The 18,981-nt window shown below is 59.9% G+C and carries 17 protein-coding genes; 7 read left to right on the plus strand and 10 right to left on the minus strand.

The genetic code is table 11. The annotated features are described in order from the left end of the window. Positions 1 to 14 precede the first annotated feature (14 nt). Genes aroC through SynPROS71_RS02145 form a run of 4 tightly spaced genes read right to left on the minus strand, consistent with a single transcriptional unit; the run spans position 15 to position 3,333 of the window. Positions 15 to 1,103: a chorismate synthase gene (gene aroC, locus SynPROS71_RS02130; protein WP_186596344.1), complete on the minus strand. Its 1,089-nt coding sequence runs from the start codon at positions 1,101 to 1,103 to the stop codon at positions 15 to 17. Positions 1,104 to 1,133: 30 nt separating this feature from the next. Next, positions 1,134 to 1,637, minus strand: a complete 504-nt coding sequence (locus tag SynPROS71_RS02135) for a cupin domain-containing protein (protein WP_186596346.1) — start codon at positions 1,635 to 1,637, stop codon at positions 1,134 to 1,136. Continuing rightward, positions 1,637 to 2,485, minus strand: coding sequence for a class I SAM-dependent methyltransferase (locus SynPROS71_RS02140; protein WP_186596347.1), 849 nt, complete (start codon positions 2,483 to 2,485; stop codon positions 1,637 to 1,639). Before SynPROS71_RS02140 ends, SynPROS71_RS02135 begins: the two co-directional genes overlap by 1 nt. Positions 2,486 to 2,490: 5 nt before the next feature. Then, the gene (locus SynPROS71_RS02145; RefSeq protein ID WP_186596348.1) at positions 2,491 to 3,333 is read right to left on the minus strand and encodes a class I SAM-dependent methyltransferase; all 843 of its coding nucleotides are present in this window, start codon (positions 3,331 to 3,333) and stop codon (positions 2,491 to 2,493) included. 443 nt (positions 3,334 to 3,776) lie between these two features. Between SynPROS71_RS02145 and SynPROS71_RS02150 the strand changes: the two genes are divergently transcribed. The 3 genes from SynPROS71_RS02150 to SynPROS71_RS02160 are packed head-to-tail and all read left to right on the plus strand — an operon-like array spanning position 3,777 to position 6,642. Next, entirely contained in the window at positions 3,777 to 4,784 is a 1,008-nt protein-coding gene (locus SynPROS71_RS02150) for a glycine betaine/L-proline ABC transporter ATP-binding protein (protein WP_255442475.1), read from the plus strand. Then, complete coding sequence (locus tag SynPROS71_RS02155; protein ID WP_186596349.1) at positions 4,781 to 5,677, plus strand: proline/glycine betaine ABC transporter permease; 897 nt, start codon at positions 4,781 to 4,783, stop codon at positions 5,675 to 5,677. Before SynPROS71_RS02150 ends, SynPROS71_RS02155 begins: the two co-directional genes overlap by 4 nt. Then, complete coding sequence (locus SynPROS71_RS02160) at positions 5,674 to 6,642, plus strand: glycine betaine ABC transporter substrate-binding protein (RefSeq protein ID WP_186596350.1); 969 nt, start codon at positions 5,674 to 5,676, stop codon at positions 6,640 to 6,642. Before SynPROS71_RS02155 ends, SynPROS71_RS02160 begins: the two co-directional genes overlap by 4 nt. Before the next feature lie 9 nt (positions 6,643 to 6,651). On the opposite strand, the gene SynPROS71_RS02165 is transcribed toward SynPROS71_RS02160, so the two are convergent. Both SynPROS71_RS02165 and psbA read right to left on the minus strand, forming a co-directional pair. After that, positions 6,652 to 7,527 carry a bile acid:sodium symporter family protein gene (locus tag SynPROS71_RS02165; RefSeq protein ID WP_186596351.1) on the minus strand — a complete coding sequence of 292 codons (876 nt, stop codon included), beginning with the start codon at positions 7,525 to 7,527 and terminating at the stop codon, positions 6,652 to 6,654. A gap of 121 nt (positions 7,528 to 7,648) precedes the next feature. Beyond that, positions 7,649 to 8,728 (minus strand): photosystem II q(b) protein, encoded by a 1,080-nt coding sequence (gene psbA, locus SynPROS71_RS02170; RefSeq protein WP_006040880.1) that lies wholly within the window; start codon positions 8,726 to 8,728, stop codon positions 7,649 to 7,651. A gap of 174 nt (positions 8,729 to 8,902) precedes the next feature. Between psbA and SynPROS71_RS02175 the strand changes: the two genes are divergently transcribed. After that, complete coding sequence (locus SynPROS71_RS02175; RefSeq protein WP_186596352.1) at positions 8,903 to 10,519, plus strand: photosystem II high light acclimation radical SAM protein; 1,617 nt, start codon at positions 8,903 to 8,905, stop codon at positions 10,517 to 10,519. Here SynPROS71_RS02175 and SynPROS71_RS02180 read toward each other — a convergent pair. The 3 genes from SynPROS71_RS02180 to SynPROS71_RS02190 all read right to left on the minus strand — a co-directional run bounded on the left by SynPROS71_RS02180 (position 10,483) and on the right by SynPROS71_RS02190 (position 12,936). Beyond that, positions 10,483 to 11,277 (minus strand): CPBP family intramembrane glutamic endopeptidase, encoded by a 795-nt coding sequence (locus tag SynPROS71_RS02180; RefSeq protein WP_186597818.1) that lies wholly within the window; start codon positions 11,275 to 11,277, stop codon positions 10,483 to 10,485. The genes SynPROS71_RS02175 and SynPROS71_RS02180 overlap by 37 nt on opposite strands. Before the next feature lie 65 nt (positions 11,278 to 11,342). After that, the gene (gene clpS, locus SynPROS71_RS02185; protein WP_186596354.1) at positions 11,343 to 11,663 is read right to left on the minus strand and encodes an ATP-dependent Clp protease adapter ClpS; all 321 of its coding nucleotides are present in this window, start codon (positions 11,661 to 11,663) and stop codon (positions 11,343 to 11,345) included. Between the two features lie 46 nt (positions 11,664 to 11,709). Continuing rightward, positions 11,710 to 12,936 (minus strand): LL-diaminopimelate aminotransferase, encoded by a 1,227-nt coding sequence (locus SynPROS71_RS02190; protein ID WP_186597819.1) that lies wholly within the window; start codon positions 12,934 to 12,936, stop codon positions 11,710 to 11,712. 62 nt (positions 12,937 to 12,998) lie between these two features. On the opposite strand from SynPROS71_RS02190, the gene SynPROS71_RS02195 reads away from it, so the two are divergent. The 3 genes from SynPROS71_RS02195 to SynPROS71_RS02205 all read left to right on the plus strand — a co-directional run bounded on the left by SynPROS71_RS02195 (position 12,999) and on the right by SynPROS71_RS02205 (position 18,422). Then, positions 12,999 to 15,653: a TIGR03960 family B12-binding radical SAM protein gene (locus SynPROS71_RS02195; protein ID WP_186596356.1), complete on the plus strand. Its 2,655-nt coding sequence runs from the start codon at positions 12,999 to 13,001 to the stop codon at positions 15,651 to 15,653. A 250-nt stretch (positions 15,654 to 15,903) separates the two neighbouring features. Further along, on the plus strand, positions 15,904 to 17,841 hold the full coding sequence (locus tag SynPROS71_RS02200) for an Rne/Rng family ribonuclease (protein WP_186596358.1): 1,938 nt from the start codon (positions 15,904 to 15,906) through the stop codon (positions 17,839 to 17,841). Continuing rightward, positions 17,838 to 18,422 carry a ribonuclease HII gene (locus SynPROS71_RS02205; RefSeq protein WP_186596360.1) on the plus strand — a complete coding sequence of 195 codons (585 nt, stop codon included), beginning with the start codon at positions 17,838 to 17,840 and terminating at the stop codon, positions 18,420 to 18,422. The genes SynPROS71_RS02200 and SynPROS71_RS02205 overlap by 4 nt, the downstream gene beginning before the upstream one ends. Here SynPROS71_RS02205 and SynPROS71_RS02210 read toward each other — a convergent pair. Further along, complete coding sequence (locus SynPROS71_RS02210; RefSeq protein WP_186596362.1) at positions 18,384 to 18,953, minus strand: DUF1997 domain-containing protein; 570 nt, start codon at positions 18,951 to 18,953, stop codon at positions 18,384 to 18,386. The genes SynPROS71_RS02205 and SynPROS71_RS02210 overlap by 39 nt on opposite strands. Positions 18,954 to 18,981: the final 28 nt, after the last annotated feature.

The raw sequence follows: 18,981 nt of genomic DNA on the forward strand, positions 1-18,981 counted from the left end.
GCTGCTGGGATCCTTCACCACAAACTGCACTGGCCCTGCTGTCTCAGCAGATGATCGGCCAAGACGAGATTCACCATCGCTTCCACCATCGGAACGGCCCTGGGCAGAACGCAGGGGTCGTGTCTCCCTTTGGCGGCAAGGGTGGTGGCTTCGCCGCGGTCGTTGATGGTCTGCTGCTCCTTGCGGATCGTTGCGGTTGGTTTGAACGCCACGCGGATCACGATCGGTTCACCATTGCTGATTCCTCCTTGGATTCCTCCGGAATTATTGGAGGCCGTGCGCAACCGTCCGTCGTCACTGGGAAGAAAAGCGTCATTGTGCTCGCTTCCTTTGAGCAGGGTGCCGGCGAAGCCTGAGCCGATTTCGAAGCCCTTGGTGGCAGGTAGGGACATCACGGCTTTGGCCAGATCCGCTTCCAGCTTGTCGAATACCGGCATTCCGAGGCCGACGGGCGGCCGTCTCACCACGCATTCGATCAGGCCACCGCAGGAGTCACCCTCCTGTCCGATCGCCTCGATCCGTTCGATCATCCGTTCAGCTATCGTGGCGTCCGGGCAACGCACGATGTTGGCGTCCACCGCGTCACGCGTCACAGTGCTGGCGTCCACCTGGGCCTCCAGATCGTGGATGCGTTTCACCCAGGCCACAACCTCGGTGCCGTGGGATCGTTGCAGCATTTGCCGGGCAATGGCTCCAGCTGCCACCCGTCCGATGGTTTCCCGGGCCGACGCTCTCCCGCCACCGCTGCGGGCCTGAATCCCATATTTCGCCTGATAAGTGGCGTCGGCATGGGAGGGGCGGAAAGCCACCTCCACCTCCTTGTAATCCTGCGGACGTTGATCTTTATTGCGCACCACCATGGCGATCGGTGTGCCAAGGGTGACCCCATCCATCACGCCGCTGAGGATCTCGACCTGGTCGGCTTCCTTTCGCGGTGTGGTGATCTTGCTTTGCCCAGGACGTCTCCGATCCAGTTCAGCCTGAATGGCCACCTGATCCAGTTCCAGTCTTGGCGGGCAGCCTTCCAGGATCACCCCCACGCCGCCGCCATGGGACTCGCCGAAGGTGCTGATGCGAAACAGGGTGCCGAAACTGCTGCCCATGGAATGCCATCGATCGCCAAAGCGTAGATGTCAGAGCAGGTCAGGCAGTGCTCCCGGTGGATGCTGAGCCGCGGGTCGAGATCTCAGCATCTCGAAATCTTCGAACTGAAAGCCTGGGCCAACGCAGCAGCTCACCAGGCTGTACTGCCCTTCCGTGCGGGCTGCCTGCCAGTGACCCGCCGGAACTGCTTGCAGAGGCTGGTGAAGCGACAGAACGTGTTGGAGAGCTTCGCTGCCATTCGGCTCCAGTGTCCAGAGGCTCAGGGGTGAGCCCTGCAGATGGATCCAGATTTCGTCGGCACCATGCACGGCATGCCAGCAACTTTTGGATTCGGAATCCAGGAGAAAGAGGATGGTGGTGATGCTGCTGCGCTGCGCACCGTCGCTGCGGGTGACCTGTTGCGGGCTGCGGTGCATTTCCCTGTACCAGCCACCCTCGGGATGGGGATGCAGATCCCAGTCTCGGATGAGCTGCTCCACCACTTCGCGGGGGGTGTGGTCGGATGATTGCGTTTGGTTGGCAGGTGTGTCCATCAGTTCAGGGGTTTGCGGAAGCGCATCAGGCCCCAACACAGTCGGCCGGCTTCACCCCCTTCCACCCAGTGGCCGAGGCCAGCATCCATGCGCTCGAGATAGTCGGCGCTAATCGTGCGGGTCAGAAGCTCACGGCGCTGCCTGAGCTCCTCACGTACGCGGCTGTAGTGCCTGATCAGCATCGGGGTTTGTTCCATCCAGTGGGTCCGCTCAAGCCCAGCTGCTTCGGCCCAGCGGTTGTACCGCTCCGGGGAGCCAAGGTCTTGCAGGTGGATCCGCTTCAGGATTGCCGAGAGCGACTCGGCCGGAACACCATCAGCGGCCATGGGATCGGTCATCACCATCACTCCGCCAGGTTTCAGCAGGCGTGACGCCTCATGCATCACGGTCTGACGGTTGCCTGAGTGCAGGATTGCGTCCTGGCTCCAGATCACATCGGCTAGAGGAACCGATTCGAAGGAGGCGTTGTGAACGGTGATTTTCTGGTCGACTCCGGCCTCGCGGTTGAGAAGTCGATGACGATCATTCTCAACGGCGGAAATATTGATGGCTTCGATCCGCACGTTGGGATGTTGGCAGAGACGGCGTGCGGCGCCCCCGTAGCCGGAGCCGAAATCCACAACAAGGCACTCAGCTTGACCATCGCCCAAACCGTCGTGGCCAATCAGGTCGATCAGGGTGTCGACCGTGCGCCGGCTGGCAGCAGCGATCGCTTCATCGGCTTCGGCGTAGAGGCCGATGTGGATGTCCTCGCCTCCCCAGATGTCGGCATAGAAGTGATCGGCATCGGCGCTGTCGTAGTAACTGGCAGCCGTGGCCGCGGCATCGGAGTAGGTGCTTTGCGTCATGGGGTTTAGATGGCGGTCATATCGGTGTTGAAGAGGTATTCCTTCTCCGCAACGTGCACGTAGAAATCAGGATCGTCGTGGCCTCGTTGGTAGTCGCCATAGGTGGTGATGCGTTGGAAGCCCACCTCGCGCATCAGCCTTCTGACGTAGCCATGACGCAAGGGGAACATGTTGAGGTGGTACGTGCTCCCATCGCTGAATGCGTAGCGGAAGCGGGCGAGTCCGTCATCCACATGCTCAGGACCAACCTCGACATCCTTGCCGCAATACACGTTGCTCTTGCCACTGGTTGAGGTTCCTTCCAGCAGCCTGTCGTAGTTCCGATGGTCGAGAATCAGGATGCCGTTGTGCTTGAGAACGGCGTAGTACTCCGCAAGAGCTTTGCGCCGATCCCGTTCCCGGAACAGATGGGTGAAGGAGTTGCCCAGGCAAATCACGGCGTCGTATTCGCCGTGGATGTCGCGGTTCAGAAAACGCCAGTCGGCGTGAACCGTTCGCATCAGCAGGTCCCGACTCCGAGCATTCTTGAAAGCCCGGGCCAGCATGTTCGGGCTCCCATCCACGCTCACCACCTCGAAGCCTTCGCGCAGCAGGCGCACGGAATGGAACCCGGTGCCTGTGGCCACATCAAGGACGGACTTGGCTCCATGCTCATGCAGCAGCTTCACGAAGAAATCGCCTTCGGCTTCTTCGCGTGCTTGCCAATCGATCAGGCGATCCCAGCGGTCAGCAAACTGCTCGATGTACTCCTGCTGGTAGTGGTCCGTTTCCCTCACGCTTTCGGGGGTTTCGCCGAACCGCTGAGCATCACCGGACTCCGCTGAAGGGTGGCTCTTGGTTGAGGTCATGCCGAATTCGCTCTTGAATGCACTGGAAATGGCAGCGATGCCGCAGATCCTTTGCCCGCAGTGCACGCAACACCATTGATGTGAACGATGAACAAGATTCTCGCTCTCTCTGCAACCTAACCATGAAGTGCATGGCTGTCAGCGTTCTCGTGAAATCGATCACTCAAAAAGCATGCGTATATTCGCGAAAACCATTGTGGTGCAGCTGGTCTCAGTGATGCAAAAGTGTGCGTATTCGAGGTCTTCGTGCTGGCGTCTCTCGTGCCTCTTCGCGTTTTTGCTATAAGCGTCATGTGGTGTTGGAGGCCTCTGAAGTGAAGTCAGAGATCTCTATAGATTCAGTTTGGAAGATATTTGGTGGTTCTTCCTCTGACGTGATCCATCAGTTACGCAAGGGCGTAGATCCTGAGCAACTGCACCAGCAACAGGGCGCTCGCGCCGCTGTGCAAGATGTCTGCCTCGAGATCCGCGCTGGCGAAATCTTCGTCGTAATGGGCCTGTCTGGCTCGGGCAAGTCCACCTTGCTGCGACTGCTCAATGGGCTGATTCGACCGTCCGCTGGGGATGTCTTTGTGCAGGGACGGTCGCTCGCTGGTTTGACGCCCTCCGAGCTGGCTGATGTGCGCCGGCATCAGATGGCCATGGTTTTTCAATCCTTTGCGCTGTTTCCCCATCGGAGCGTTCTTGACAATGCGGCCTTTGGCTTGGAGGTGGCCGGCGTTCCGCGCAGAGTCCGACAATCCCGAGCCATCGAGGCGTTGGAGCGGGTCGGACTAGGACAGGAATTGCGCAAGCGACCCGCCCAGCTCTCCGGAGGCATGCAACAGCGCGTAGGCCTGGCGCGAGCGCTGGCGCTCGATCCCCCGATCCTGCTCATGGATGAGGCCTTCTCTGCCCTCGATCCTCTGATTCGCGTCGATATGCAGGATCTGCTTCTCGATCTCCAGGCGGAGCAGCGCCGCACGATTGTTTTTATTACCCATGACCTTGACGAAGCCATTCGGATCGGTGACCGGATCGCACTGATGCAGGGAGGGCGACTGCTCCAGTGCGATACGGCCCAGACCCTGCTGCATCAACCCGCCAGCGAAGAGGTCCGCCGTTTCTTCAGGGATGTGGATGTGGCATCGGTGCTGACCGTCGACCGTGTGGCGATGCCAACCAACCGTGAGCTTGTGCTTCAGGACGGTGACCCCCGACCTGAGCGATCTCAGGACACGCGTTATGTCATGGACTCACAGCGCCGGTTCTTGGGGATCGTCACCGCGCAACAGGGTTGGCTTGACGCTTCAGAAACCACCGTTCTGCAGTCGGGAACTCGCGTCAAAGACGCAATCCAAGCGGTGGCTCTCTGCGCCGATCCAGTGCCGGTGCTGGATTCTGGTCAGCGATTGATTGGTGTGATCAGCGCCCATCAACTGCTCAGATCGATGGAGGGATTTGGTTCATGACTCTCCTTGCAGCGGCACATCAGGCCGGTTGGCTCGGACAAAGCGTCGATGTCATCGTTGCCTGGCTGCTTGCCAATGCTCAGGGTGCATTTGATGTGATCAAGGTCTCGGTTCTTGCCGTGGTCTCCTTCACCGAGATGCTTCTGGAGAGTCCTCCGGCTTGGTTGCTCGCTTGGAGCGTGGCTGCGATCGGTCTTTGGAGAGTGAGTGGAGGCTTCGCTCTCTTCGTGCTTCTCGGCCTCAACCTCGTGCTCTCCCTTCAGCTCTGGAACGAGATGATCGCCACCCTGGCTCTGGTGATCACCGCCTCGCTGTTGGCACTCGTGATCGGGTTGCCCTTGGGAATCCTCTCGGCCCGATACCGCTCGGTTTGGCGTTTGGTGAGGCCCTGCCTCGACTTGATGCAGACCATGCCGGCATTCGTTTATCTGATTCCCGCTGTGATGCTGTTCAGCACGGGTGCGGTGCCTTCGATCCTGGCCACCCTGATTTTTTCCATGCCTCCTGTGGTCCGATTGACGCAGCTCGGACTGTCCCAGGTGCCTGCCGATTTGATCGAAGCAGGGCGCTCCTTCGGATGCAGTGAACGCCAGCTTCTCTGGAAAGTTCAGATGCCAAGCGCTCTGCCAACGGTGATGACGGGCGTCAATCAGACGATCATGCTGGCTCTGTCCATGGTGGTGATCGCTTCCATGATTGGCGGAGGCGGTTTAGGCGATGTGGTGTTGCGTGGCATTCAGCAGCTCGACGTGGGTCTGGGTTTCGAGGGTGGAATCGCTGTTGTGATCCTTGCCGTGATCCTCGACCGTCTCAGTCAGAGCTTCACCGCCCGCGAAGTGCAACCCCTTCGTCAGCGCTGGCGCGCGTGGATGTCTCCCTGGAGGTCGTCATGAGTGATTACAACCGCATCCGTCGACGCGCTGTGTTGCTTGGAGGCCTCGGCCTTGCGGGGGCTTCGATGGCCAGCTTGGTCAATCTCAGTCAACCTTCTGCGCGGACATCTCAGGCGGCAGGTCCGGAGACTGGAGGTGCAGCGCAACCCATCTCGGCAATATCAGGATCCACCCTGCGACTGGGTTGGTCTCCTTGGGCTGATGCCGAGGTCATCAGCCTGATCGCTCAGAAGGTGATTCAGCAGGCCTACAACATCGAGGTGGAGAGAGTTCTCGCCGACATCGGCATTCAATACGCCTCAGTTGCTCGCGGCGATCTCGACATGATGCTGATGGCCTGGTTGCCACTGACCCATCGTGACTACTGGCAACGGGTGCGCGACCGCGTGCTCGATTTCGGGTCCATGTATTCCGGCCGTCTGGGCTGGGTGGTTCCCGACTACATCCCGAAGGCTGAGCTCTCGTCGATCCAGCAGTTGCGGAACCCTGCTCTGGCCGCTCGTTTTCAGAACCGCGTGCAGGGGATCGATCCAGGTTCAGGGTTGAATCAGGCGTCTGCAGAGGCGCTCAAGAGTTACCAACTCAATGACCTCGACTTGGTGGCCTCGAGCAGTGCGGCGATGACGGCGGTGCTTGACCAGGCCATTCGCAGGCAACAGTGGGTGATCGTGACCAGCTGGATGCCGCATTGGATGTTCGCCCGCTACAAGTTGCGTTTTCTTGAAGACCCGAAGCGTGTGTTTGGGGGCATTGAGTGGATTCACGCGCTGGGGCGGCCCAGTCTTGATTTGGATGCTCCCGATGTCGCCGACTTCCTGACCCGTTTCCATCTCCCGGATCAGGAGATGTCGGACCTGCTGCTCAAGGCCAATGATCGATCAGCTGAGATCGCTGTCGACGAATACCTCGACACCCACCCCGCACGCGTTCGCTACTGGACCACAGGCCAAATCGCCGCTGGGTGATCTCCAGCCTCAGGGTTGTGTTGTCATGGGCTTGAGACTTCGCCTCCAGGCAATGAAGGGAAGGATGGTGACCGTCATCAGCACGCCGTAAACGGCAGACGGCAGGCTGAAGCTGTTGAGCTGGCTTTGCATTAGGTCTGGTCCGAGCAACGATCCCACGACGATGCCCACGGTCCCGTTTTGAAATCCCGCCTCAATGGACAAGCTGGTGGTCTGCTCTGTTGGCATCTTCAGAAGATTGCCCAGGCTCAGCCCGATGGCCAGCATCAGCAGATTCAGTGCCAGAAGGGTTGGACCAATCGTTGTCAGGTTGCTCGTAAACACTGACCATTGGCTGATCAGGGTGCCGGCCACGATCAGCACGAACAACAGATTGGCGAGCCGTTCGGCCTTTTGTCTGTTGCGTTTGCAGAAGCCAGGTGCCTGCTGAGCGATCCACACCCCGATTACCACCGGAACGGTGGAGATCGAAAACACCTTGAGACTGAGAGGGAGAATGGACAGCTCAAGGGTTTGACTCGTTAGCAACAACGGTGCTGTGAGGCTGAGAACCACAGGCAAGGTGAATGCTGTCACCAGGCTGGCCAGGGCTGTGTAGGAGATCGATAGCGCTACGTCTCCGCGGGAGAGCCTTGTCATCACATTGGAGGTGATTCCTCCTGGACAACAGCTCAGGATCATGACCCCCAAGGCAAGGTCGCCAGTCAGTCCGAACAAGCGCAGAAGACCGAAGGCCACAAATGGCAGAAGAATGAGCTGAGCCAACGCTCCGCCCATGAGAGCGCGCGGCTGGCCAAGAGCTCTGCCGAAATCAGCCGGTTGGAGCGACAGACCCAGGCTCAACATGATGAAAGCCAGGCCGACGGACAGAACGAGTTCGATCAAGATCGATTCAGCCGGTGGCGACTCAGCAGGTTAAGCGCCGATGTGGGGCCCAACAAAAAGCCCCCTCGTGAGAGGGGGCTTTCCGATTCAACTGACGCTGAATCTTTTGGAGACTTCAGCCTCAGCCGATGGCGGGTGCTTGCAGAGCCACAGGAGTGGACTCAGCAGCTGCCAGGTCGAGGGGGAAGTTGTGAGCGTTGCGCTCGTGCATCACTTCCATGCCGAGGTTGGCGCGGTTCAGCACATCAGCCCAGGTGTTCAGGACGCGGCCCTGACCATCAAGGATGGACTGGTTGAAGTTGAAACCGTTCAGGTTGAAAGCCATGGTGCTGACGCCCAGGGCAGTGAACCAGATGCCGACCACAGGCCAGGCAGCCAGGAAGAAGTGAAGGCTGCGGCTGTTGTTGAAGGAGGCGTATTGGAAGATCAGGCGACCGAAGTAACCGTGGGCAGCCACGATGTTGTAGGTCTCTTCCTCTTGGCCGAACTTGTAGCCGTAGTTCTGGGACTCGCTCTCGGTGGTTTCACGCACCAGGGAGGAGGTCACCAGGGAGCCGTGCATGGCGGAGAACAGGGAGCCACCGAACACACCTGCGACGCCCATCATGTGGAAGGGGTGCATCAGGATGTTGTGCTCTGCCTGGAACACCAGCATGAAGTTGAAGGTGCCGGAGATGCCCAGGGGCATGCCGTCAGAGAAGGAACCCTGACCGAAGGGGTACACCAGGAACACGGCGGAGGCAGCAGCCACAGGTGCGCTGTAAGCAACGCAGATCCAGGGGCGCATGCCCAGGCGGTAGGACAGTTCCCACTCGCGGCCCATGTAGCAGAAGATGCCGATCAGGAAGTGGAAGACAACCAGCTGGTAAGGACCGCCGTTGTACAGCCACTCGTCGAGAGAGGCAGCTTCCCAGATGGGATAGAAGTGAAGGCCGATGGCGTTCGAGGAAGGAACAACAGCACCAGAGATGATGTTGTTTCCGTAGATCAGGGAGCCGGCGACGGGCTCACGGATGCCGTCGATGTCGACGGGGGGCGCTGCGATGAAAGCAACGATGAAGCAGGTGGTGGCAGCCAGCAGGGTGGGGATCATCAGCACACCGAACCAGCCCACATACAGGCGGTTGTTGGTGGAGGTGACCCACTCGCAGAAGGACTGCCAGCCATTGGCGCCGGAGCGCTGCTGAATGGTGGTGGTCATGAGTACGGAAAAGAAGGCTCCGAAGAGCGGTTACGGAAGGGCAGGAATGCCCTGCCAAACAAGAGTGTAAAGGAACATTGCGGAAGTTTTCCGCAGCTTTATGAAGTCGTTGTGAAGAAGCGTTGAGCTACGGCCCGTCTCGCCTCCCGGGGAGTGCTTGTTAGCGTCCAATCCATGGACGATCTCCCGCATCAGTCAGCGCTCGCAGTCCCGGGCTCAGCCACCGACGAGCGCGTGTTGCTGGTGCGGCTTCCCTGCAACCCGATCTTTCCGATTGGACCGATCTACTTGGCAGACCACCTGCACAAGTGCTTCCCAGGATTGCCCCAGCGCATTCTGGATCTCGCCGCCCTGCCGGTTCTGGACGTTCATCGTGTCCTGCGCATCACGATCGATCAGTTCCAGCCCACCCTGCTGGTGTTCTCTTGGCGAGACATTCAGATCTACGCCCCAGTGGACGGCCGAGGCGGAAATCCTCTTCAGAACTCGTTTGAGGTCTTCTATTCGCGCAATCCCTTGAAACGCCTGCACGGTGCTCTTGGTGGTCTGCGCTTGATGACCAGTCACTACGGGGAGCTTCGTCGCAATCAGTTGCTTGTGAAACAGGGGCTGCGTCGCGCGCGTCGCTATCAGCCTCAAGCCAGGGCCGTTCTTGGCGGTGGCGCCGTCAGTGTGTTTTACGAGCAGCTTGGCCGCTCTCTGCCGAAGGGAACCATTGTCTCCATCGGAGAGGGGGAACCTCTTCTTGAAAAGCTGTTGAAGGGTCAGAGTCTCGAAGGTGAACGCTGCTTCGTTGTCGGAGCGCCTCCTCGCCCGGGCCTGATCCATGAACAGCCGGAGAGTCGCCCGAAAACTGCTTGCGATTACGACTACATCGCCTCCATCTGGCCCCAACTTGACTGGTATCTCGAGGGTGGCGATTTCTATGTGGGCGTGCAGACCAAACGGGGCTGCCCTCACAACTGCTGTTACTGCGTGTACACGGTGGTGGAAGGCAAGCAGGTTCGCCTCAATCCTGTGGACGAGGTGGTGAAGGAGATGCGCCAGCTCTATGACCGTGGCGTTCGAGGCTTCTGGTTTACCGACGCCCAGTTCATTCCGGCTCGGCGTTACATCGAAGATGCCAAAGAGTTGCTGCGCGCGATTAAGGCGGAGGGTCTCACGGGCATTCGTTGGGCTGCTTACATCCGTGCCGACAACCTCGACCCCGAGTTGGCACAGCTCATGGTGGACACCGGCATGAGCTATTTCGAAATCGGCATCACATCAGGGTCCCAGGAGCTCGTTCGCAAAATGCGCATGGGCTACAACCTGCGCACTGTTCTCGACAGTTGCAGAATGCTCGCCAATGCGGGCTTTAAGGATCACGTGTCCGTGAACTATTCGTTCAACGTGATTGATGAGCGTCCGGAGACCATTCGTCAAACCGTGGCCTACCACCGCGAGCTCGAGGCGATTTTTGGTGCTGACCGTGTGGAGCCAGCGATCTTCTTCATCGGCTTGCAACCCCATACCCATCTTGAGCAGTACGGATTCGATCAGGGACTGATCAAGCCTGGTTACAACCCGATGAGCATGATGCCCTGGACGGCCAGAAAGCTTCTTTGGAATCCAGAGCCTATGGGCAGCACCTTCGGACGGGTGTGTTTGGAAGCTTTTGATGCGAATCCATCGGATTTCGGTCGAACGGTGATGGATCTGCTGGAACGCGATTACGGCACTTCAACCCTCAATGAAGCCCTGCGGGCTCCGGTTCAGGGTCGCGGCGCCCTCGCTAACGCCGTTAGCTGACGACCAAGCAAAACGGTGAGAGCTGCGATTCCCACCAGGCCTCCCAGAGGGTTGGGATGGGCACCTCCAGGTCCGATGAGCCACTGCGGTGCGCTTGGCGAGATCTGAAGCAAGCCTCCCTGCAGAGCGAACCACCCGCCAACAAGTCCGCCGTGCAAGCCGACGCATCCCCAAAGAGAGCCATCATTCAGACGTCTTTGAACAGCCAGGACCAGGCCGAGCAAGGTCAGTCCCACGAGCAGGCCGAGCATGGGAAGAACGCCAAGATTGAACCGGGTATGCACCAAGCTAAAGATCAATGCCTGGGTCACAACCGCGGTACGAGGCCCGGTGTATTGAGAGAGTTCTCCCCAGAGCCATCCCCGGAACAGCAGCTCTTCGGCGAGCCCGACGCCAAAGCACAGTGCCAGAGCATTGAGAGCATCCGCAGCGTTGAGTTCGCCAAGCCAGCGTCCCCAGGATCCGAGCAGAAGCGGCAAGCTGATCAAGGTGAGCAGTGCGGCCGACTGCAGTAAGCCCGCGATCAGGCATCGACCGGAGGAGGGGGCTTGTCTGCGGCTTCGCAAGCCCAACATCTGCCAGGGATGACGACTGTTCCAGCGTTGTCGGACCCAGCTCGGAAGGATCAGAACAAAGAGCACCAGGCTGAAGGCGGTGCCGATCAGGCTCAGTCTTGATGCCGTGGCTTCAGGGAGAATGAGGCCCAAAGGCTGCGTCAGTACCCATCCCAGCCCGTAGAGGGCAGGAATCAGAAGAATGGTGGCGATCCAGCGCGGACGCGCTTGAAGCAGGGCTTTCCCGGTTTGGACGATGGAATGAACGATCAGTTTTCCGGTTCGATGGTGCTGGTGAGGCCCTTGCCCTTCAGGGTCTCGCAATAGAACTCCGCCGGCTCGAGATCACACACGATCACCAAACCCACGCCCGTGTTGTGTGCTTCGAGCATCACCGCCATCGCGTCCTGTTCGCTCAGCTGCGGCACCACCTGTCGAAGAGTGGACACCACATATTCCATGGAGTTCACAGGGTCGTTGTGGAGCAGCACCTTGTATCGAGGCGATTGCTTGCGCACGCGCTCAGGGGCTTTGTCCAGCACTGCTGCTCCACCTGGGGTGCTGCTGGGGGTCTCCACGGCCATGACCATCGAGCTCGGCTGATTTAAATCTAAAGCGATTCGGTACACGTCTGACTCAGAGTGCCTTGATCCTGGCCATCGCCGTGTTCACGTTGTCTCGGCTGTTGAAGGCCGAGAGGCGGAAGTAGCCCTCGCCTGCGGCACCGAACCCACTGCCGGGTGTGCCCACCACATTGGCTTTGTGGAGCAAGTGGTCGAAGAAGCCCCAGGAGTCCATGCCATCTGGAGTCTTGATCCACACGTAGGGCGCGTGCTCACCCCCATAAATCGTGAGGCCCGCCGCACTGAGCTCGCTGCGGATGATGGCGGCGTTCTCCATGTAGAAGCTCACGAGACCCTTCACCTCGGCCTGGCCGGCTTCGGAATACACCGCTTCGGCACCGCGTTGAATGATGTAACTCACGCCGTTGAACTTGGTGCTTTGACGGCGGTTCCACAAGCTCCAAAGCTCCACGGCCTCACCGTTGGCAGCCTTGCCTTTCAGCCCCTTCGGCACGACGGTGAAGGCGCAACGGGTGCCTGTGAAACCAGCATTCTTGGAGAAGGAGCGGAATTCGATGGCGCAATCACGAGCGCCTTCGATCTCAAAAATCGAATGGGGGAGGCTGGGATCCTGAATGAAGGCCTCATAGGCCGCGTCGAACAGGATCAGAGCGTCGTTGGCGCGGGCGTAATCCACCCAGGCTTTCAACTGTTCTTTGGTGGCAACGGCCCCGGTGGGATTGTTGGGGAAGCACAGATAGATCAGATCCACTGGATTCGTGGGGATCTGGGCCGCAAAGCCGTTGTCGGCGCTAATTGGCAGGTAGGTCAGCCCTGCGTAGCGGCCTTCATCGCCCGCTTCACCGGTGCGGCCGGCCATCACGTTGCTATCGACGTACACCGGATAAACGGGATCCGTGACGGCGACACGATTGCCTTCACCAAGGATGTCGAGGATGTTGCTGCTGTCGCATTTGGATCCGTCAGAGACGAAGATCTCTTCAGCGCTGATGTCGCAGCCGCGGGCCTTGAAATCGTGGGTCGCGATGGCCTCACGCAGCCAGCCGTAGCCCTGTTCAGGGCCGTAGCCATGGAAGCCTTCGGCCGTTCCCATGGCATCGATCGCGGTTTTCATCGCTTCGCGGCAAGCCAGGGGCAGTGGCTCTGTGACATCACCAATACCGAGGCGGATCAGGGCGGCGTCGGGATGGGCGGCACTGAAGGCCTTCACGCGGCGGCCAATTTCGGGGAAGAGATACCCAGCTTTGAGTTTGAGGTAATTGCCGTTGACCTGAACCACGGGGAAACCGATGTCTGGGGGCATCCTGCTACATACGATGCAGTGAGCCGGGTCGGGACGTCTTGACCGTCTCCGTGAATACAGCGCTCCAGACCGTGCCGTTCGATGAGCTCGTGGATGCGGGCATCAACCGGCCCGCCCGCTACATCGGCCATGAACTTGGTGTCGTCCCCCGGGACTGGGCTGGAGCGCGGGTCCGCTGGGCGCTCACCTACCCCGAGGTTTACGAGGTCGGATCCAGCAATCTCGGGCACATCATTCTCTATTCGATTCTCAATGCCGTTCCAGGTCAGGTCTGTGACCGGGCTTATTTGCCTGAATCCGATCTCGCGCAGCGCTTAAGAGAGAAAGATCAAGCGTTGTTCGGGGTGGAAAGCCGTTGGCCCTTGAATGCCTTCGACATTCTTGGATTCAGCCTCAGCTACGAGCTTGGTGCCACCAACATCCTGGAGATGCTGGCGTTGTGTCAGGTGCCGATCCGCGCGGATGCCCGCGGTGACCTTCCCCTGACTGCCCCAGGAGCTCCGCCGCTGATTTTCGCCGGAGGCCCAACAGCCACAAGCAATCCCGAGCCCTATGCCCCTTTCTTCGATTTCATTGCCCTTGGCGATGGTGAAGAGCTGCTGCCCGAAATCGGATTGGTGGTGGCTGAAGCGAAGGCCGATGGCCTGACTCGCTCACAGCTGCTTCGGGATCTGGCTCAAGTGCCAGGGATCTATGTGCCGTCGCTGTACGAACCAGGTGACGACGGCGTCACCCTCCAACCGCTTGATCCGGCGCTGCCCCGACGCGTGCTGCGCCGAGTGGCCACCCCGATGCCTCACTACGCCATGGGACTGGTCCCTCACGTGGAGACGGTGCATGACCGACTCACCGTGGAAATTCGGCGGGGCTGCACCCGCGGATGCCGTTTCTGTCAACCGGGGATGCTCACCCGCCCTGCCAGGGATGTTGAGCCGGAGGCCGTGATTGAGGCCGTCGAAACCGGCATGGAACGCACCGGATACAGCGATTTTTCGCTGTTGTCTCTGAGCTGCAGCGATTACCTCGCTCTGCCGGCGGTGGGGGTGGAGCTGCGCAACCGCTTGGCCGACCGCAACGTCACGCTCCAGTTACCCAGCCAGCGGGTGGACCGCTTCGACGAGGACATCGCTCACATCCTCGGTGGTGCCAGGCAGGCCGGGCTCACCTTCGCGCCTGAGGCCGGTACCCAGCGGTTGCGCGACATCGTGAACAAGGGCCTCACGGATGAGGACCTGTTGCAAGGCATCCGCACGGCCATGCAGAACGGTTACCGCAAGGTGAAGCTCTATTTCATGATCGGGCTGCCGGGAGAGACCGATGCGGATGTGCTCGGCATCGCCGAAACCTGTCGGATGCTCCAGGACTGTTGCCGGGATCTCGGCCGCCTCAGTCTCAACATCACGATCAGCAATTTCACTCCGAAACCGCACACGCCGTTTCAGTGGCACAGCGTCTCCACGGAAGAGTTCCTGCGCCGTCAGCAGCTGCTTCGGGAGGCCGGGCGAAGGCTGCGCGGGGTGCGTTTCAATTTCACAGATGTCCGCCTTTCGGCCATGGAGGATTTCGTGGGCCGCGGAGACCGTCGCTTGGCACCGGTGATCGAAGCGGCGTGGCGAGCGGGGGCAGGGATGGATGCCTGGTTCGAGGCTCTTGATCGCACCTATGAGGCCTGGACCGGGGCCATCGCTGCAGCTGGGCTGGAGGGGCGCTACCGAGACATGGAGCTCGGGAGCTGGAGTGCGGTGGCGGCGCTTGAGCGGCACGATCTGCAGGCGTTCTGCCGTCAGCCACTTCCCTGGGATCACATCGACAGCGGCATCGACAAGCAGTGGCTTGCTGGCGATCTCCAGCAAGCGCTCGCCGCAACAGTCGTTCCTGACTGCTCTTTTGATGGCTGCAGCAGCTGCGGGGTCTGTGGCCCTGATCTGGGTCATAACGTTGTGGTTCCGCCTCCATCGGTCCCGGAGGCACGGCCTCAGCGGTCTCCGGCCAGTGAGCGCATCTGCAGGCTCCGCTTCCGCTTCAGCAAAACCGGAGCCATGGCCCTGCTGAGTCACCTCGACCTTGTGCGTCTGTTTGAGAGAGCCCTGCGGCGATCGGGGCTACCGGTGAGCTTCACGGGGGGATTCCATCCCCTTCCCCGCCTGCAACTGGCACTGGCGCTTCCTCTCGGTGTCGAGGCCGAGGGCGAGTGGATGGATCTGGAATTCACCGAACCTGTGGATCCTCAAATGGCACAAGAGTCCTGGCAGGCTCGGTTGCCACCTGGGCTGCGCCTCCTGTCCGCTGAAGAGGTTCCTGTGTCCTCTCCGAGCCTCTCCCAAAAAATCGTGTTCAGCCGCTGGTGTTTCACTCTGAGCGCTGACGCCGTTCAGGCGGATTGTTCCAGAGCCAAGTGGGAGGGCGCGATCGCGCAGATGCTCTGCGCCGATGAACTGATCTGGGAGGACACCGACAAGAAGGGGCGACCTCGGAGTCGTGATCTCAGATCTCTGCTGAAGAGCCTGCACCTGAACTCCGTGAACGCAGCCGATGCACCGCTGTCAGCTCAGCTGGAGCTGATGGCCGCTGTGGATGAACAGGGCCGCAGTCTCAAACCTGCCCAGCTCTGCCATTGGCTGTCCGAGCGACTGGGTGAAGAGCTGACGCTCTCCCGGGTGCGGCGCATGGAGTTGGGACTGCTGCGGTGCTAAATTTCGTTCAGGACGTCACATCCAGGGCTTACGCCGCAGATCCGTCCCGATCTTCTTGTCCAGATTCGTTGGAACGAGAGGTCCATCGCCTCTTCTTCAATCGTCGTGCTTCACGTCGATTGTTCTGAAAGGAGTGATTCACTCCGCATCATTTCAGCCTTCGGGCTTCCTTTTCCAATTCCCTTCCGTGCGGTGCGCTGTTCAGCCCACCGATCGGCTTCTGTCCTGACGGGCATCGTCAGTTCTGTTTATGCCCCAGCAAATTGTCATCGCTGAACAGTTGCGCATCGCAGCGGTTCTGACTGATGACCGTGTTGATGAGCTGATCGTGGCCCAGGGCCGCTATCAGATTGGTGATGTTTATCTCGGCACAGTTGAAAATGTGCTGCCAGGTATTGATGCTGCTTTTGTCAATATCGGCGAAAGTGAAAAAAACGGTTTCATCCACGTAACCGATCTCGGCCCTCTGCGCCTTAAGAAAGGTGCTGCCGGGATCACTGAATTGCTTGAGCCTCGCCAGAAGGTGCTGGTGCAGGTGATGAAGGAGCCAACCGGCACTAAAGGTCCCAGGCTCACAGGAAATCTGGCTCTGCCAGGGCGTTACCTCGTGCTTCAGCCCAGTGGCCAGGGAGTGAACATCTCCAGGCGGATCAGTTCTGAAGGCGAGCGTAACCGCCTTCGTGCCCTTGGGGTTCTCGTGAAACCACCAGGCGCGGGTTTGCTGATTCGCACCGAAGCCGAAGAGGTGAGCGAAGAACTCCTGATCGATGATCTGGAGTCTCTGCTGCGTCAGTGGGAGGCCATCCAGAAGGCAGCAGAAACGGCCTCACCTCCGGTGCTTCTCAATCGCGATGAGGATTTCATCCACCGAATCCTGCGTGATCACATCGACCCGGAACTCAGCCGCGTGGTTGTTGATGATCCAGCAGCCGTGGAGAGAGTCAGCGGATTTCTCGGTGAGGAAGGAGCTCACGTCAGCGTGGAAGCCCACGGCGAGCCTGATGAGCTCCTCGAGCATTTCAAGGTCAATGCGGCGATCCGCGATGCCCTGAAGCCCAGGGTTGACCTTCCTTCGGGCGGGTACGTGATCATCGAACCCACCGAGGCGCTCACGGTCATCGATGTGAACTCGGGATCTTTCACGCGCTCCGCGAATGCCAGAGAGACCGTGCTCTGGACCAACTGTGAGGCCGCAGTTGAAATTGCGCGGCAGCTCAAGCTGCGCAACATCGGCGGAGTGATCATCGTCGATTTCATCGACATGGATTCACGTCGTGATCAGCTTCAGCTCCTGGAGCACTTCACCACGGCGATCCGTGACGATGCGGCCCGTCCGCAGATTGCCCAGCTCACCGAGCTTGGCCTGGTGGAGCTGACCCGTAAGCGCCAAGGTCAAAACATCTATGAATTGTTTGGCCGAGCCTGTCCAAGCTGTGGCGGTCTCGGCCACGTGGCTGTTCTGCCCGGCAAAGACCTTCTTCAGCCCCTCGCGACGGCGACGGGCCTGGTGCGATCGGCCGCGTCAGCGCGCGCTGAAGTGTCGACGTCCACGGAGTCAGCCAACGGCAAGCGTCGACGGGGTGGCCGCGGACGTTCTCCAGTCAGTACGGATACTCCCGTCCTCGAGGAAGGTCTTGAGTCTGGAGTGTCCGGGGAATCGTCGAGTGAAGCCACTGAGCCAGCACCGGTCACACGGCGTCAGGATCCTGAACTGGTGGCCGTTCCTATGGATGAAGAACAGGAGAGGGTTTATGGCTGGCTTGGCCTGAACCCTGTGCTGCTTCTCGACCCGCCGCCATCCCAGGACAATCTCCTTGTTCGTGTGGTTCGTCCAGGGGAAGACGCGGAAGCGGTTCTGGAAGAAGCCCGTCAGCAGATGGCAGCCTCCTCAGGCCGGCGTCGGCGCCGCGGTGCCCGTGGCAGCCGCGGTGCTGGGAAAAGTGTGAATGGACCCGCCGTGGCCCCCCCAACTTCCGAGCTCGATGTTCAGGCTTCGCCTGTGATGGAGTCGCCGCTGTTGGTGGAGATCACACCCCTTGAGGTGGCTCCACTGCCAGAGGCGGCCGCTCCTCCTGCTCTTCCTGATGCCGAGACCTCTCCGGTTGAAGCGCTGGAAGCCCCCCCCAGCACAGGGGCTGACGAGCGGCCCGGTCGTCGTCGTCGGCGCTCATCTGCAACGGCAGGGTGATCGTCGGTGTTGATGAGGTCGGCCGCGGTTGTTTGTTTGGGCCGGTTTTTGCAGCAGCAGTCAGCCTCCCTCCAGACGCGGCGGCTGAGCTCACGGCCCTGGGGCTGACTGATAGCAAAGCCCTCTCCGCCAGACGGCGGGCTGATCTGGTTCCCCATATCCAAGCCAAGGCTTCGGCCTGGGCTCTTGGTCAGGGATCAGCAAGGGAAATTGATGCGCAGGGCATCAGGGTGGCGACGGAATTGGCCATGCTCAGGGCCCTGCACAAGCTGCCGAAACTGCCCGAGCTTGTCCTTGTGGATGGCGTTCTGCCTTTGCGCCTCTGGACGGGTGCTCAGCGCACGATTGTGCGAGGCGATAGCCAAGAGGCTTCGATCGCTGCTGCCAGCGTTCTGGCGAAAGTGGCCCGTGACGGGCTGATGTGCCGACTGGCAGAACGGTTTCCTGGGTATGGGCTTGAACGTCATGCCGGCTATGGCACTGCCAAGCATCGCCAGGCCCTGATTGCTTCAGGCCCCACGTCTCTGCATCGGCGATCGTTTTTAACTCGGTTGTTTCCCAGTGATGGATCCCCGAGTTGACGGCGTGGATTGGTCTTCGTTGGCATCTCGGCACCAGTCTTGAAAGTCGTTGACCAACTGGCGGCCGACTCTGCCTTTAATCGTGATCAGGATGCCGTTGAGGATGGATTCTCCAGTGCTTTCCAGAACCCGCTTGGGAATCAGTCGAAGCAGCGGGGGTTGACTGACATTGACCGCGAGCGTTGCCTCCCCCTGCAGGCCGCGATCCGTCGCTTCCAGCAAGGCTTCGAGGTTGAGTTGGAAGTCATCAACGAGGCCCAGTCCGTCGAGGGTCGCATCGGTGGCCTTGATGCTGAGGATGCCTTCACTGAGTGCGATGGCCAGAGACACGACGGGTCGCACCTGCAACTGAAACACCTGGAGTGTGGTCACTGTGTAGGTGTACGTCCCTTCGCCTGTTTTCGAGAGCTGACGGGGATCGAGCAGAGCTTTGATCACGCGATCCTTCTCTTGCAGGTAAGCCCCCAGCAGCGTCTTCTGGGCCACAACCGGAAGATCGAGCTTTTGACTGGCGTTGAAGGCCAGAGCCATGGACCTTCCGCTGACGCGGCATGATCCT

The sequence above is a fragment of the Synechococcus sp. PROS-7-1 genome (assembly GCF_014279795.1).
Classification (GTDB): Bacteria; Cyanobacteriota; Cyanobacteriia; order PCC-6307; family Cyanobiaceae; genus Synechococcus_C.

Excerpts from the sequence above, each read along its gene's own strand:
- aroC (WP_186596344.1), bottom strand. The coding sequence starts at position 1,103 with ATGGGCAGCAGTTTCGGCACCCTGTTTCGCATCAGCACCTTCGGCGAG.
- SynPROS71_RS02145 (WP_186596348.1), bottom strand. The coding sequence starts at position 3,333 with ATGACCTCAACCAAGAGCCACCCTTCAGCGGAGTCCGGTGATGCTCAG.
- SynPROS71_RS02155 (WP_186596349.1), top strand. The coding sequence starts at position 4,781 with ATGACTCTCCTTGCAGCGGCACATCAGGCCGGTTGGCTCGGACAAAGC.
- psbA (WP_006040880.1), bottom strand. The coding sequence starts at position 8,728 with ATGACCACCACCATTCAGCAGCGCTCCGGCGCCAATGGCTGGCAGTCC.
- SynPROS71_RS02140 (WP_186596347.1), bottom strand. The coding sequence starts at position 2,485 with ATGACGCAAAGCACCTACTCCGATGCCGCGGCCACGGCTGCCAGTTAC.
- SynPROS71_RS02160 (WP_186596350.1), top strand. The coding sequence starts at position 5,674 with ATGAGTGATTACAACCGCATCCGTCGACGCGCTGTGTTGCTTGGAGGC.
- SynPROS71_RS02135 (WP_186596346.1), bottom strand. The coding sequence starts at position 1,637 with ATGGACACACCTGCCAACCAAACGCAATCATCCGACCACACCCCCCGC.
- SynPROS71_RS02200 (WP_186596358.1), top strand. The coding sequence starts at position 15,904 with ATGCCCCAGCAAATTGTCATCGCTGAACAGTTGCGCATCGCAGCGGTT.
- SynPROS71_RS02210 (WP_186596362.1), bottom strand. The coding sequence starts at position 18,953 with ATGGCTCTGGCCTTCAACGCCAGTCAAAAGCTCGATCTTCCGGTTGTG.
- clpS (WP_186596354.1), bottom strand. The coding sequence starts at position 11,663 with ATGGTCATGGCCGTGGAGACCCCCAGCAGCACCCCAGGTGGAGCAGCA.
- SynPROS71_RS02175 (WP_186596352.1), top strand. The coding sequence starts at position 8,903 with ATGGACGATCTCCCGCATCAGTCAGCGCTCGCAGTCCCGGGCTCAGCC.